Origin of the sequence: Rhizobium sp. NPDC090275, assembly GCF_044772225.1 — a bacterium.
GTDB lineage: Bacteria > Pseudomonadota > Alphaproteobacteria > Rhizobiales > Rhizobiaceae > Rhizobium.
Genome location: NZ_JBIVYL010000003.1, coordinates 146,943 through 160,380, shown reverse-complemented (window position 1 = coordinate 160,380; position 13,438 = coordinate 146,943). Strand labels below are relative to the sequence as shown.

The window sequence follows — 13,438 nt, the reverse complement described above, 5'->3', positions numbered from 1 at the left end:
AACGAGAAATGCAAGAACAATCATGCCGCAGGTGAGCGACGATCAGGCCGTCGGCGCGTAGGAACGCAGGCGATCGCGCATGGCGGCGATCTCGGCGCGCAGCGTTTCGACCTCGTCCGAGGTGTCTTCTACCGAGGGCTCCGGCACGGGAGCGCGCGGAATATCGACCGACGGCTCGATCGCGGCGACGGGCTCGATATGCGCGACGGCTTCGCCCGCATCCACGCGTCTGCGGAAACCGGCAAGGCCGAAGGCAAGACCGGCCAGCGCGCCGAGTGCCGGGGCGAGCCACGGGCTGCGGCCCGGCTCGATTGCTGTGACCACGGGCGCCTTGATGACCTGCACATGCGCGCCATCGGTGCCGATTGTGCCGGTGCTCAGCTGATCTTCGAGACGCTGGCGTGCAACGGCCGATTTCTCGCGCAGTTCCGTCAGCCTGGCGAGATCGACGCCGGTGTCGCGGCTTTGCGCGATCAGCGTGTTGCGCTGGTCGCCAAGCTGCCTGACGGCGGCGACCGTTGATTTGACTTCGTCGGCGGCATCGCGCGACAGCCTGCCGAGTTCCTGGCCGATGCTGGCGCGCAGGCCATCGACTTCGGCCTGCTGTGCGATCAGGCGCGGGTGCCGGGGGCCGAGGCTGGCGGCAAGCTGCGCGAGCGTCGACTTCGCGACGGCATAGCGACCACGGCGATCGTCCAGCGCGGGCGAGGTGATGTCCGCGGCGAGCGCACCGGTTAGTGCATCGTCTGCTGTCGCGGTCTTCAGCAGGTCGGCGCGCGTCTTCGCAGCCACGACCTTCTGCTGTGCGTCCTTCAAGGTCTCGTTGGCCTGCACAAGCTGCTGCTGCAATCTGGTTGCGACCTCGACATTGCCCTCGCCGTTCTGCTTGGTGAATGCCTCGAGCTCGGCGTCGGCGACCGCGCTTGCCTTTTTCACCGCGCCGTCGTTGACGCCTGCTGCCGACACCGGATGGGCGACGGTCGAGACGAGATAGGATGCGATGCGCGCGGATTTCGCAGCACTTGCCGTCGTGACGCTGAAGCCGATCGTTCCCGATTTGGGGTCGGCGGATGCGCGAATGGCGGCGGCGAGAGATGCTTCGGCGCGCGAGACGGGATCGGCGGCAGCGCCACTTGCGGAGAGGAGATCGACCACGACATTGAACGCGCTGCCGCTGGCGCCGGCAAACTCGGCGTCGCGGTCGAGCTGCAATTTGGCGACGGCCATGGCGATCGTCTTTTGCGAGATCAGCGCATCGCGCGCGGCGCTGACCAGCGCCCGATGATCCTTGGCCGGGCCTTCGACGCCGAGCAGGCTCTGCGCCCGAAAGCCGGATGGCTCGCTTGGGATCAGCGTTCCGCCAAGCGCGCCCAGTGCGCACAGTGCGCCGGCTGCGATCAGCGAGCGGCCGCTGCGCGCGGATGCCGGGGCCGGATGCTCGACGGCGGGATGCGATGTGGATTCGACGTGGAATTCCTGTGCGGCCAGATCATCGATCAGGTCGTCCATCGCTGCATCGTCCATCGCAGTTGCGTCGACGGCAGCGCTGATGAAGGCGGCGCTGGGGGCGGCATCGTCGATGGCCGGATTTGGCGCCGTGGCGGCGTCGTTGGCGGCCTCGAGCCTTTTGCCGAGGATGGTTTCGATGCGGCTGACGAGGGGCGCGGTGGTGTCTTGCGGTGCGGGTTCCTGGAATTCCGGCATTCGCTGCGCCTGAAGAGCCCGTTCGATGACCCGCAGGAGCTCGGCTTCCGGCACGGCCATTTCGTCCTGATAATGGCCGTTGGAAAAGCCGTTCGAGCCGGCTTCATCCTTCGGCTGGGATGACCATGAGTGGGTGGGACGTCTCGAATGATTTTCGCGCATCACCAAGTCTCGTGCATGGAACGATCGAACCCATCGCAGTCGCGTGTGGTTAATCGAGCCTAAACAGGCTTGGCAAACAAAAGGTTAATTTTCACTCAATCTTGACGTGTATCGCCGATTTCCGAGCGCTTCATGATCACCTTGCGGCGGCTGAACCGGTACTTGGCGACGTGATAGAGAAAGACCGGGATGCCCAGCGCGTAGCGGCGCCAGAGACGGCCGGGTTCCTGGACGAGCCTGTAGGCCCATTCCAGGCGCATCGAGCGCACCAGCTTTGGCGCGCGCGGCACCGAGCCGGAGACGAAATCGAACAGGGCGCCGACCGTCAGCACCAGGCGCGCGTGATCGGCGCGGATGTGCTTGTGCGCCCACTTTTCCTGCAGGGGGGTGCCCATGCCGACGATGATGATGTCGAGATCCTGCGCGGCAATTTCGGCGATCACGCCTGAGGGGTCATTCTTGTCGAAGAAGCCGTCAGAGATGACGACGAACTCATGCCAGGGCGCATGCGTACGGAAATTGAGTGCCGCGCGCTCGACCACGGCACGGGTGCCACCAATCAGGCCGATGCGACGTGGCTGCTCCATGAAGGTCAGCAGTGCTGGCACGAAATCGGTGCCGTTCAGATTGGCCGGAAAAGGCGATCCATGGGCGATCTGCGAGGCGATGTTGAGGCCGATGCCATCGGGCAGGACGAGGTTCTGCGAGAGAATGTCGCGATACTCTTCGTCGCGCAGCGCCAGAAGCATGTTGTGCGCGTTGACGAAGGAGATCGACGTCTGGCCGACGGGCATGGAAAGGAGCTCGTTGATGAAGACGAGCGCGTCATCCCAGCCGAGATCGCAGACAGGCAGATCGAAAATGGCGCGACGAGAGGCGAGGACCGCGAAATTCGCGATCAGATTCATGCCCGCTTCTTGACGATAATGCTTCATGGCTCGGAGATCCCGGTAACACTGAGGTCTGCCTGGGATCAGGCGCCAGCTTCCAATCTGGAATGCAGCGCGCATGTCTGCCCATCACGGGACGGTATAACAGGGCTCCCTCAAGCAACCTTTAGGAAAACCCGTCGACTTTGCTCAACGATATCAGGGATTTGTTAACCATCACGGATGGCTGGTCGCGGTGATGAGGCCACCGCAACGACAAGCGGGTGTCAACCGCCGGCGGCCGGGTCCTTGACGGGCTCTGGCGGCACGACGTTGACCGGCTTGCCCATCTTCTTCGGCTGGCCGGAGGCGTTGGCGGCGACGTCCTCCTTGGAGAGATAATCAAGCTGCTCCAGCAGAACCTGGTCGATGTACTCGCCGCCCAGATGCGTGTTGAGGTCTTTCTTGATCATCTCGCGGAAGGCGTTAGGATCGAACGACTTCATGTTAGCGATATCGACCATCTTGTTGCCGACGAGCAGCGAGAAGAGTTCGTCGGTGGTCATCTCGGTCAGCGGCAGGGTCGCGCCCTTCAGCATGTCCTTCTTGACCATGAACGACACTTTTCCAAGGAAATAGCCGCTGACTGCACCATCGTGGACAACAGGGATGGTGATGGACTCGCCCTTAACAAGCTCGACGAGGCTCTGCTTCGACTGATCGGGAGCCGGGGCCGGCGCCGTTGCCAGATGCACCGACATATAGACCGCCACCAGCGTGATCACGCAGACCCAGACGCCTGTAAGAACGAGTTTAATCATCAGTGTTCACGCGCCAGGAACTGTTCCTGGGAATAGGTGCCGTCGGCATCCGCATCCTGAACCGCGTTCTTCAGGAGATCGGCGACGGTGCGCACGGCTTCGAGGTGAGCCTCGACGCGGCGGGCGTTGAGCGCCAGCTTTTCCTTCAGGCCATGCAGCTGTTCGAGGTGCGAGGCTGCGAGTTCCTTGGGATCCGTATCGCTGAAGAGCATCGACAGCTCATAGAGGCAGCGGCTCTTGTGGGCATTCGACACCTTGAGATCGAACTGCGGATCGCTGCCGATGCGCGTGTTCTCGTTGTCGATGATCATTTCCAGGCGTCCAAGAACCGATTTGATACGGTATTCGTTCGAGATTATTTCCATTGTTTTCCTCGATTCCCTTAGGCGTCGCTTGCGGACTTGTTGTCCGTCGATGTCACGCCAAACGTCTGGCGCTGTATTTCATTGATCATGCTGACCGCTGCATTGCGGTCATCCTTGTCGGTAGTGGCGTTGACGACCCTACCTTCCTGTTTCTTCAGAGCATCGTGATAAAGCTGCTTGGCAACGCCGATGCCATCGCCCTTGGCGATGGTGTTGCCGAGCTGTTCGGCCATCATGCCCTTCCAGATATCGCCCGTGGCGCCCTTGCCGTAGACGTCTTCGCTCTCGTTGGGCAGCATGTTCTTGATGAAATTCTGCAGCACCATCGCTTCGAACTTGCGATAGGTCTCCGGAATTTCTTCCTTCTTGCCGGTGCGATTCTGGACGTCGCTGAGGCCCGCCTTGTTGGAGGCGCGGTCGAGAATGTCCACCGCCGAGGTGAAGCCCTTGCCTGCTTCGGCAAGGCTGTTGGCCGCGAATGCAGCCTGGTTTGCCTTCAGTTTTTCCTGAGCGGCCTGAACCTCCATGGGGTCGGCCGCCTTGACAACATCCAGCACCAGATCACTCGGGGGTGAAATCGCCACGTCATAATCCTCTTGATTTCAGATCGAGGGGATTATGAGTTTTGAAGCTTGCTGGAGGCTGGCGTACCGTATTTTTGATCGATGATATCATAGACCGCGTTGTCATCGGCCTCGCGGCGCTCGTCTTCGAGCGCTTCGCGCATACCGTCTTCCAGCCGGTCACCCTTGGCGCGCTCCTGCTGAACACGCATCTGGTGAACTTCCTGCATGCCGTTCAGCTGCTTGTCCTTGATGCCAAGCCGGTTGAAACGATCAGCATAGCCCTGCGAGAAGGCGTGATGCACCGGGTCCATGGAGCCGAGCGCATGGATCACGCTGTCCATCTCCTCGCTGACTTCGGCGCGCTGGCGCGTGGTCTCGGCGAGATCGAACTCCGCCATCTGTTCGAGATGCCGCTGGACGGCGACGAGGCGTTTGAGCTTGTCCGAGCGCGTCTTTTCAGCCATCCGCCTACTGCCCGATAAACACGCTGGTGAACGACTGGCCGAACTGGCTGATCATCGCCGCGACGGCGAAATAGAACAGGAAGAGGCCACCGAACAGCAGATAAGGCGTGGAGATGAAGTAAACAGGGATCTGCGGCGCCAGCTTGTTGATGAAGCCGATCGCGACGTTGAACAGAAGGCCGTAGATCAGAAACGGGCTTGCGAGCCGCAGCATGATGAATGTCGTGGTCGACAGCGTGTCGGTGAACGAGATGAGCGTCGCCCGCATCTGCATGGCGCCGCCAAACGGCATCGATGTGTAGGAATCGATCAATGCCCTGAAGACGATATGGTGGAAGTCCATCATGAAGAGAATCATCATGCCCGCGAAGATGATGAAGCCCGAGATGGCGCTTTCCTGGCCTTCTTCGAAGATATCGGCGGCGCTCGGCTGGGTGTAGCCGATCATCATGGCGGCGATGTTGGCGGCGAACTGAAGGCCCAGCGTATAGAGGCGGGCCAGCATTCCGAACATCACGCCGATCAGCGATTCGCTGAAGATGAAGCCGATATAGGTCGCATTCGAGGTGCGGACGGCCGGATAGACGGTGTCCCAGAGGACGGGCATGATCGCCAGCGACAGCGCGCCGGCGATGAAGACTCGCAAGACCGAAGGGATACGCGCCGAGGAAAAACCCGGCATTGTCAGCACACAGCCACCGATCCTGCAGAAGATCAGAAAGAGCGCCAACACGGTCCCTTGCGGGTCAGTTATCATGAAATAGAGCCTAGAATCTTTATCTCGATGCCCTTTGCCAGTTCCACATGCGAGAGAACCGGGAGCGTGGCGAACAGGCGTTCGATGATCATGCGCACATAGGACCGTGTTTCCGGCGAGGTGACAAGGGCGAAAGGCAGGCCGCGATCCATGAATTCACGGATAACTTTGCTCGCCTGCTCGCTGAACTCTTCCAGCATGCGCGGATCGATGTCGAATTCGACGACTTCGCCCTTGTTGTCGCGCTTCAGCGCCTGGTGGAAGGCGAGGTCCCACTTGCTGCCGAGGCGTAGCACGCGAAGCACGCCGTTGTCGGCAAGGTCGCCGCAGAGTTGCTGCGCCATGCGCACGCGAACGTGTTCGACGATCTGCTCGGTCTTGCGGACATGCGGGGCAAGCTCCGCCACGGCTTCGAGGATGAGATGCAGGTTGCGGATCGAGACGCGCTCGGCAAGCAGCAGCTTCAGCACGGCCTGCAGACCCGAATAGGACATGTGCGAGGAGCAGATCTCGTCGGCGAGCTTCTTGTACTCGGGATCGAGGCGATCGATCAGAACCTTGAGGTCCTTGTAGGAGAGAAGCGCCGGCAGGTTGTTGCGGATGACTTCGCTCATGTGGGTGAGCACGACGGAGACGTTGTCGATCGGCTGGAAGCCTTCGCGCTTCAGGTCCTCGGTGAATGCCTCGAGCACGGAGACAGCCGGCATGCCGAAAGCGGGTTCGCGGATCTCGTCGCCCGGCACGCGCGGCTTGCGGCCGGAGCCGGTGACGACGAGCACTTCGCCGACGCGCAGCTCGTTGGAGGCGACCGTCGTGCCGTGGATGCGGATCTGGTAGGACTTCTCGGTGATGGCGATATCGTCGGTGACCTTGATCTCCGGAACGACGAAGCCGTACTGGGTCGCGAACTTCTTGCGCATCTTGCCGACGCGGAATGCGAGTTCCTGGTGGGCGCCGAGAAGGCGAGAGGAGACCATCTTCCCGAGTGCCAGCTCGATTTCCGAGGTGCGCAGCACGGACTTGACCGAGTCCTTCTCCAGTTCCTTGTTCTCGACGACCTTCTTTTCTTCCTGCTCGCGCAGAATCTTGTTTTCCGCATCGATCTGGCGCGGGATGAACCAGGCGCCGAAGGCGAGAACGCCACCGAGGAACATGAACGGGATGAACGGCAGGCCGGGCATGAGACCGAGCACGATCATCAGCACCGCGGAGACCGACAGCGCGCGCGGATAGCCGCTCAGCTGATCGACGACGGCCTTGTCGGTCGAACCGACGGTGCCGCCGCGCGAAACGAGAAGGCCGGCGGCCAGCGAGATGATGAGGGCCGGCATCTGCGACACCAGACCGTCGCCGACGGAGAGCTTCACGAAAACGTCGGCCGCTTCGCCGATCGGCATGCCGTGGCGGAAGTAGCCGATGATGATGCCGCCGAAGACGTTGATGGCGGTGATCAGAAGGCCGGCGATGGCGTCGCCGCGCACGAACTTGGACGCACCGTCCATGGCACCGAAGAAGGAGCTCTCCTCTTCGAGTTCCTTACGGCGGCGCTGCGCCTCGCGCTCGTCGATGATGCCGGCCGAAAGGTCGGCGTCGATCGACATCTGCTTGCCGGGGATAGCGTCGAGGGTGAAGCGGGCGCCGACTTCCGCGATACGCGTCGCGCCCTTGGTGATGACGATGAAGTTGATGGTGATCAGGATCAGGAAGACGATCAGACCGATCACGAAATCGCCGGACATGACGAGGCTGGCGAAGCCGGCGATGACGCCGCCCGCGGCATCGTGGCCTTCATTGCCGTGCGAGAGAATGACGCGGGTCGTCGCGATGTTCAGCGACAGTCGCGTCATCGTGGCGATCAGCAGGATGGTCGGGAAGGACGAGAATTCGAGCGGCTTCTGAATCCACAGCGCCACCATCAGGATCAGCACGGACAGCGCGATCGAGAACGCCAGGCCCATATCGATGAGGAACGGCGGGATCGGCAGGAAAAGCACGCAGATGATGACGACAATGCCAAGGGCAAAGCCAACGTCACGCAGGCTGGGGCCGGCTTTCGGAAGGGGGAGTGCGGGTGGTTGCGCCATATCGATTCCATCTCTTCATGAGAAGTGCGGGCATGATGCCCGCCAATTCGAATCGACAGTTAAATGGCGAAGCTTGCGCGAGGGTGGCTCAGAAGCCGGACTGGATGCGCGAGAAGACGAGATTGGTAAAGATCGAGATCTGCGAGCCTACGAAGGGAGCGGAGATGCCGATCGTCACCAGAACCGCGACGATCTTCGGGACGAAGGTGAGCGTTGCTTCCTGGACCTGGGTCAGCGCCTGGAACAGCGCGATAACGAGACCGACGATCATCGCCGCGGCCACGGCTGGTCCTGCGGAAACGAGAACCGTCCAGATCGCCGCCTGGAACAGATCGAGTGCGTCAGCTTCATTCATCCAGGCAACCTCATATCGCCTTTCGGTCCGTCCGCAACCCGGCCGGACCGTCGTTCAGTTTCTTGTCGGTCAGCTGCCGGTCGTGGTCGAAGCCGGTGCCTGATCCGCGACGGTGATTCCCGCCTGGACAAGAATACTCTTCCCGTCGGTGGTCGTCGCGATAATTCCGTCGGAATACACTTTTACGGAATCGACGGTGCCGGCGACGGTGCCATCGGCGCTGGTCATGTACTTGCCGACATAGCTGCTGGCCTGCGTCAGGCTCGAGCTCGCCAGAAGCGTGTCCAGCTTGGTGTTGGTCTGGATGGTCTGCTCGACCTGCGAGAAGCTCGCGAGCTGCGCCATCTGCTGGCTGGCGTCGACGGGTTCCGTCGGATCCTGGTTCTTCATCTGGGCGATGAGGAGCTGCAGGAAGTTGTCGTAGTTCAGCGTCGCCTTCTGCTGAGCCGTCGATGTCGTTGTTGTCGTCGACGTGGACGTTGCCGAACCTGTTGCGCCTACCGCCATGGTGCGATCTCCTTGCGAATCTGCTCAACCATTGCAGGGTGCATTTCCTGGTTGTTCAAAATGTTGTCTTCGATAACGTAGAGACCGCGGATGGCCTTCAGGGCGTCGAAGGCGCGGCCGGTCGAAACCAGACCGTCGATGCGCTTCAGCTCGGCCAGAACTTCCTCGTTCTTGAAGCAGGTGAGCAGCATCGTTACCGACTTGCGGAACATCGCCGTCGACTGATCCTTGCCCTCCGGGTTGATCAGGATCATCTGCGCGATGAAGTAGAGCTGGCGCAGAGGCGTGGTCGCGTCTTCCGGCTGGAGAACGTGGTTTTCGAGAAGGAACGTTACATCATTCAGGAATTCCAGCGCGACCTTGCGATCGACGCGCAAAACCGCACCGTTGATGAAGATCTTTTCCCCGGCTTTTAGCGAGATACGAAGCGTGCTTTTCATTTAAGTCCATCCCTGATGATGGTGGTAACGTCAATAATGCCTTGAAAGTTGGTCGACTGCCGTTTCCGGATCCGGTCGCTTTCTTTCAAGATCCAAATAGCGATCGAGATCAGATTGGCGCGCAACTGAACTTCGAGCTGATTGTCCGGATGCTTGAGGTCTTCGATAAAGCTCACCCAAACGCGTCGGGTGTAAAACAATGCATCGATAGCCTCACGGCCATACTTCTCTTTGTCCCGTGCAATCGCGAGCAGCTCGATGGACCGGTCGAGAACTTGACGTTCCCGCTCCTTTGCATCGGCCACCGAGTCTTGCATGACCTCGGCGTAAGAGAACTGATACATTCATGCATCCTTCTTTGTACTTGTACTTCTACCGCTGATCATCAGAGGTAGTTCACGAGGCTCAACTGCTGAATTTTTGAAACGATCGTGTATGCGGTTTCGAGCTGCGTCTGCAGGGTGTTGACCAGTGTGGACGCTTCCGACTGATCGACGCCCTGAAGGTCGACGAGCTTGTTCTGAATGATGCTGGACTGCGCATCGAGGGCGTCGTTGGCCTTCGTGACGCGCTCCTGCGACAGACCGAGCTGGCTCGCCTGCGTGACGATACCGGTCGTGCCCTGCGCGGCGTAGCCGATTGCCTTCGATGTGGTCATCGCCAATGCGTCGCCACTGAGGCCGGTGCCGGCGAGCGCCGAAACGGTGATCGACGCGAGCGCGAAGTAGCGCATGCCCTCGGAGTTCGAATTGGTCGACGAGGTGACGGTCTCGGAGTTGCTGATCCGGCTCGTCATGTTCTGGTTGGACGCGCTCGACCAGTCGGCCCATGCCGGCGGCGTCACGTAGGCCAGCGGCGGCGTGGGCGTTCCGACGCCAACCGGCGGGAACGGCAACGGCGTCGAGGTCGCGTTCAGCGTATCTTGCGAGAACATCGGCTCGACGAAGTTGGAGATGAACGTGTCCATCTCGTCGCCTGTCAGCTCGGACTTGGTCTTGCCGAGGCTGCTTGCCCAGGCATCGAGATTCTTCTGGATCGCGTCGGTTGCAGCATCCGTCTGGTCGGTCAGAGGCTGGATGTCGGTGTTGATGCCGGAGAAGAGATATTCGCCGTTGAGCATCGAGTTGCCGGTGTCCATCAGCGACGACAGCGCATCGCCCGCCGACTGCATCGCAACGGTGATGCTCGTGTTGTCCTGGCTGCCCTGCAACGCGGTCAGCTTCGAGACGAGCGCGTCGCCCGCCGTCTTCATGCTGGTAAGGCCGAGCTGGGAGGCTTCGAGACGGCCCGATACAACCGAGTTGCTGCCCTTCAGCGCCTGGATGCGCGTGACTTCGGCGCTGAAATTGACACTCTTCGCTGCGCCAGAGCCCAGCGAGGCGCCGATATCGGCGTAGACGCCGGTGGTCGCCTCAAGCGAGGATTTCACGAGCTGGGTCTGCGACTGACGAATGGTCAGTCGCATCGCGTTTTGAATAGCCGAACTAGAAATAAATGAACTTTTCATGGGCTTACCTCGCAATGTCCAGCAGCGACTGGTACATCTCGTTGACGGCGTTCAATATCTTGGTCGCCGCCTTGTAAGACTGCTCAATATCAAGCAGCAGTGTCAGTTCCTCGTCAAGGTTGACGCCTGTCTCATTTGAGTACGCCTCGGTTGAGCGCGAGAGGGCAGCGGTTGTATTTTCCGATGCCGTCGTTGCGTCGCTTCGCATCTGTTCGAGCCAGCCGACCGAATTCTGCGCATAGCTGATGATGCTGACATTCGAGGAGATGCCGGCGTCCGAAGAGAACGTCTGTGCCGAGCCCAGCGCGGTGTAGAGGTCGTCGAGGTTGTCGGAGAAACCGCTCGCGCCTTCCGTGTTGAGGTTGGTCAATCCGGTGATGGAGCCGTCGCGCAGCTTCATCGGATCGCCACCCTGGCTGGTGATTACCGCTGTGTTTACCGTAATTGTACCGGCGATGCCGTTGATGACGTCTGGCGTGGTCGGAGTATCGCCGTCGAGACCCGTCGAGGTCTTCCAGACGAAGAGGCCCGGCTCCGTCGTCGTGCCATCGGTTTCCGAGAACATCGTCACCAGCGACTTTGCGATCTCGTCGAGCTGCGACTGGAAGGTGGGCGCGACGTCGTCGCGGATCTGCAACAGGGATTGAAGGCTGCCCTGAGCTGTCGTCGTGGACCCCTGCCCGCTTGAGAGCGCCACGCCGTCGATATAGACGCCGTTGCCTTTCGTTCCCGTCGTATAGGTATCCTGCGAAACGAAGGTGACCGCGCGCGGAATGGTGTCGAAGACAACCGTTCCGTCGTTGGTGTAGAGCGCCATATCGCCATTGGCGCGATCGGCGGTCTTGACGCCGACGATCGAGGAAATCTGCTTCAGCAGCTTGTCGCGCTCATCGAGCGCGTCGGCAGGATTGCCACCGCTGGCGGTCGCGCCCTTTACTGCGTCGTTGGCCGTCTTGAACTGCGCGAGCAGCGTATTCAGCGTGTCGACCTGGGTCGCGATCTCCTTGTCCGCGTTCTGGCGGATAAGCTGGACGGACTTGGTCGCGTCATTCAACGAGTTGGTGACATCCTGCGCCGCCGTGACCGCACTCTGCGCGGCAATCGCGCTGCTCGGCGACGTGCGGAAAGCCTGGAGCTTCTGCTGGAAGGTCGAGAGATAGGTGGCCGGCGACGTCTCGTAGTCGTTGCCGCCGAGCACCGATTTCAGGTCGGTGAGGCCGCTCAGCAAGGTCTGCTGAGCGCTATCACCGGCGCTTGCCTTCAGCCACTGCCGCATCAGGGCGTCTTCTTGCGCCCTGCTGATCTTCACAACCTGCGCACCATTCAGCGAAGTCGTGACCATCGCCTGACGGCGAACGTAATCGCTGTTGCTGGAGTTCGAGATATTGTTCGATACGACACTGCTCTGCGTGCCGGTATTGTTGAATATGCTCTGCGCGGTGTTCAGTGCTGATGTAAGCGACATGGCTAACCCGTTACCCTACTTATCTCTTGAGGTTGACGAGAACGTCCATGATGTCGGACCCCGTCTGGAACACCTTGGAGTTGGCAGTGTAGCTGCGCTGCGATTCGATCATCTCAGTCAGTTCGCCGGCGAGGTCGACGTTCGAGCTTTCGATCGCACCCGACTGGATGGAACCGAAGCCGTTGGTCTGCGGGAAGCCGGTGACCGTGACGCCCGAGGTGCCGTTGGCGCTGTAGACGTTGCCGCTCATGAGCGTCATGTTGTCAGGGCTTGCAACGGTTGCCAGCGGAATGCGATAGAGCGCCTTCGACGTGCCGTCGGCATACTTCGCCGAAACCGTGCCGTCCTTGCCGATCGATACGCTATCGACCGGGCTGGCAGCCTGACCGTTGGGCGTACCCTTGCCGGAGAAATCGGAAGCGAGCTGTGTGAAGCCGGACAGATCCATCTGGATCTGGCCTGTCGTCACCGGATCGTCGATCAGAAGCGAGTTGCCGGAAACGAGGTTGCCCGACGCATCGAATTCCATCGTACCTCCGCCGACGGCGTCCGTCGAATACGGGAAGGACGTCGTGCTACCGACTGTCGCGTCGGCGTGGCGGTAAACCGAGACTTCCCAGGTGCTGGCTGCGCCCGTTGCAGGCGGCGGTACGGTAGCGTCGGTCTTGGTGAAGTAGAAATCGTACTGGACGGTGTTGCCGAGCTTGTCGTAGCCGACCATCGAAATCTGCTTCGTGTCGCTGGTGACGGGAGCAGTGTTGCTGCTCGGCAGGTTTCCGGTTGCTACTTCGGCGCCCGAATTCAGGTTGCCGGAGAAGGTACCGGCCGTGGAGGCGATAGCCGTCAGCCCTGATTGAGCGACGTTGACCGGGACCAGTCCGGAGAAGCCGTTGACGACGACGGCCGGAGCACCCGAATCGTAGGAATAGCCCATCAGCTTGAAGCCGGCCGAGTTGACGAGATTGCCCTCGTCATCCTTCGTGAAGTCGCCAGCGCGGGTCAGGACCGGAACGCCATCCGGGCTCTGAACGATGAAGAAGCCGTCACCGGAGATGGCGAGGTCGTAGCCCGAGGTCGTGTAGGAGATATCGCCCTGCGCGGAAACCGACTGGCGAACCGACGTCTGAACGCCGCCCGAATTGTAGTTGCCCGAGCTCGAAGGCAGGACAAGCGACGAGAAGGCGGTCGATACCGACTTGTAGCCTGTCGTGTTTACGTTCGCAATGTTGTCGGCCACGGTGCTGAGGCGGTTCGCCTGCGCGTTCATGCCGGACACCGCCGTCTTCATGCTGCCGAAAATGCTCATCTGAAAACCTCGATTCCCTTAGTAGGCTTGAGAGTATCCGGTGGGCCTTGCGTGAAGCTGTCTGGC

15 protein-coding genes are annotated in these 13,438 nt (G+C 60.7%); all 15 read right to left on the bottom strand.

The genetic code is table 11. The annotated features are described in order from the left end of the window. Positions 1 to 42 precede the first annotated feature (42 nt). Entirely contained in the window at positions 43 to 1,866 is a 1,824-nt protein-coding gene (locus tag ACIQUB_RS08750) for a succinoglycan biosynthesis protein (RefSeq protein WP_113235502.1), read from the bottom strand. A gap of 95 nt (positions 1,867 to 1,961) precedes the next feature. After that, positions 1,962 to 2,774: a WecB/TagA/CpsF family glycosyltransferase gene (locus ACIQUB_RS08745; protein WP_113235542.1), complete on the bottom strand. Its 813-nt coding sequence runs from the start codon at positions 2,772 to 2,774 to the stop codon at positions 1,962 to 1,964. A 248-nt stretch (positions 2,775 to 3,022) separates the two neighbouring features. Continuing rightward, positions 3,023 to 3,556, bottom strand: coding sequence for a hypothetical protein (locus ACIQUB_RS08740; RefSeq protein ID WP_113235501.1), 534 nt, complete (start codon positions 3,554 to 3,556; stop codon positions 3,023 to 3,025). Then, positions 3,556 to 3,921, bottom strand: a complete 366-nt coding sequence (locus tag ACIQUB_RS08735) for a hypothetical protein (protein WP_018898457.1) — start codon at positions 3,919 to 3,921, stop codon at positions 3,556 to 3,558. The genes ACIQUB_RS08740 and ACIQUB_RS08735 overlap by 1 nt, the downstream gene beginning before the upstream one ends. Before the next feature lie 17 nt (positions 3,922 to 3,938). Then, entirely contained in the window at positions 3,939 to 4,505 is a 567-nt protein-coding gene (locus ACIQUB_RS08730; RefSeq protein ID WP_113235500.1) for a rod-binding protein, read from the bottom strand. Positions 4,506 to 4,537: 32 nt separating this feature from the next. After that, positions 4,538 to 4,951, bottom strand: a complete 414-nt coding sequence (locus tag ACIQUB_RS08725) for a hypothetical protein (RefSeq protein ID WP_047507454.1) — start codon at positions 4,949 to 4,951, stop codon at positions 4,538 to 4,540. 4 nt (positions 4,952 to 4,955) lie between these two features. Then, the gene (gene fliR / locus ACIQUB_RS08720) at positions 4,956 to 5,708 is read right to left on the bottom strand and encodes a flagellar biosynthetic protein FliR (protein WP_026282997.1); all 753 of its coding nucleotides are present in this window, start codon (positions 5,706 to 5,708) and stop codon (positions 4,956 to 4,958) included. Continuing rightward, a complete protein-coding gene (flhA, locus tag ACIQUB_RS08715) occupies positions 5,705 to 7,792 on the bottom strand; it encodes a flagellar biosynthesis protein FlhA (protein WP_047507451.1) in 2,088 nt (695 codons plus the stop codon). Before flhA ends, fliR begins: the two co-directional genes overlap by 4 nt. Before the next feature lie 88 nt (positions 7,793 to 7,880). Beyond that, on the bottom strand, positions 7,881 to 8,147 hold the full coding sequence (gene fliQ, locus ACIQUB_RS08710) for a flagellar biosynthesis protein FliQ (RefSeq protein WP_018898452.1): 267 nt from the start codon (positions 8,145 to 8,147) through the stop codon (positions 7,881 to 7,883). A 69-nt stretch (positions 8,148 to 8,216) separates the two neighbouring features. Further along, positions 8,217 to 8,654: a flagellar hook assembly protein FlgD gene (gene flgD, locus ACIQUB_RS08705; protein ID WP_113235499.1), complete on the bottom strand. Its 438-nt coding sequence runs from the start codon at positions 8,652 to 8,654 to the stop codon at positions 8,217 to 8,219. Then, a complete protein-coding gene (gene flbT / locus ACIQUB_RS08700; protein WP_018898450.1) occupies positions 8,645 to 9,094 on the bottom strand; it encodes a flagellar biosynthesis repressor FlbT in 450 nt (149 codons plus the stop codon). The genes flgD and flbT overlap by 10 nt, the downstream gene beginning before the upstream one ends. After that, the gene (flaF, locus tag ACIQUB_RS08695) at positions 9,091 to 9,438 is read right to left on the bottom strand and encodes a flagellar biosynthesis regulator FlaF (protein ID WP_112429030.1); all 348 of its coding nucleotides are present in this window, start codon (positions 9,436 to 9,438) and stop codon (positions 9,091 to 9,093) included. Before flaF ends, flbT begins: the two co-directional genes overlap by 4 nt. Before the next feature lie 41 nt (positions 9,439 to 9,479). Further along, a complete protein-coding gene (locus tag ACIQUB_RS08690; protein ID WP_113235498.1) occupies positions 9,480 to 10,601 on the bottom strand; it encodes a flagellar hook-associated family protein in 1,122 nt (373 codons plus the stop codon). A 4-nt stretch (positions 10,602 to 10,605) separates the two neighbouring features. Continuing rightward, positions 10,606 to 12,066, bottom strand: a complete 1,461-nt coding sequence (flgK, locus tag ACIQUB_RS08685) for a flagellar hook-associated protein FlgK (protein WP_113235497.1) — start codon at positions 12,064 to 12,066, stop codon at positions 10,606 to 10,608. A gap of 19 nt (positions 12,067 to 12,085) precedes the next feature. Beyond that, the gene (locus ACIQUB_RS08680; protein WP_113235496.1) at positions 12,086 to 13,372 is read right to left on the bottom strand and encodes a flagellar hook protein FlgE; all 1,287 of its coding nucleotides are present in this window, start codon (positions 13,370 to 13,372) and stop codon (positions 12,086 to 12,088) included. Positions 13,373 to 13,438: the final 66 nt, after the last annotated feature.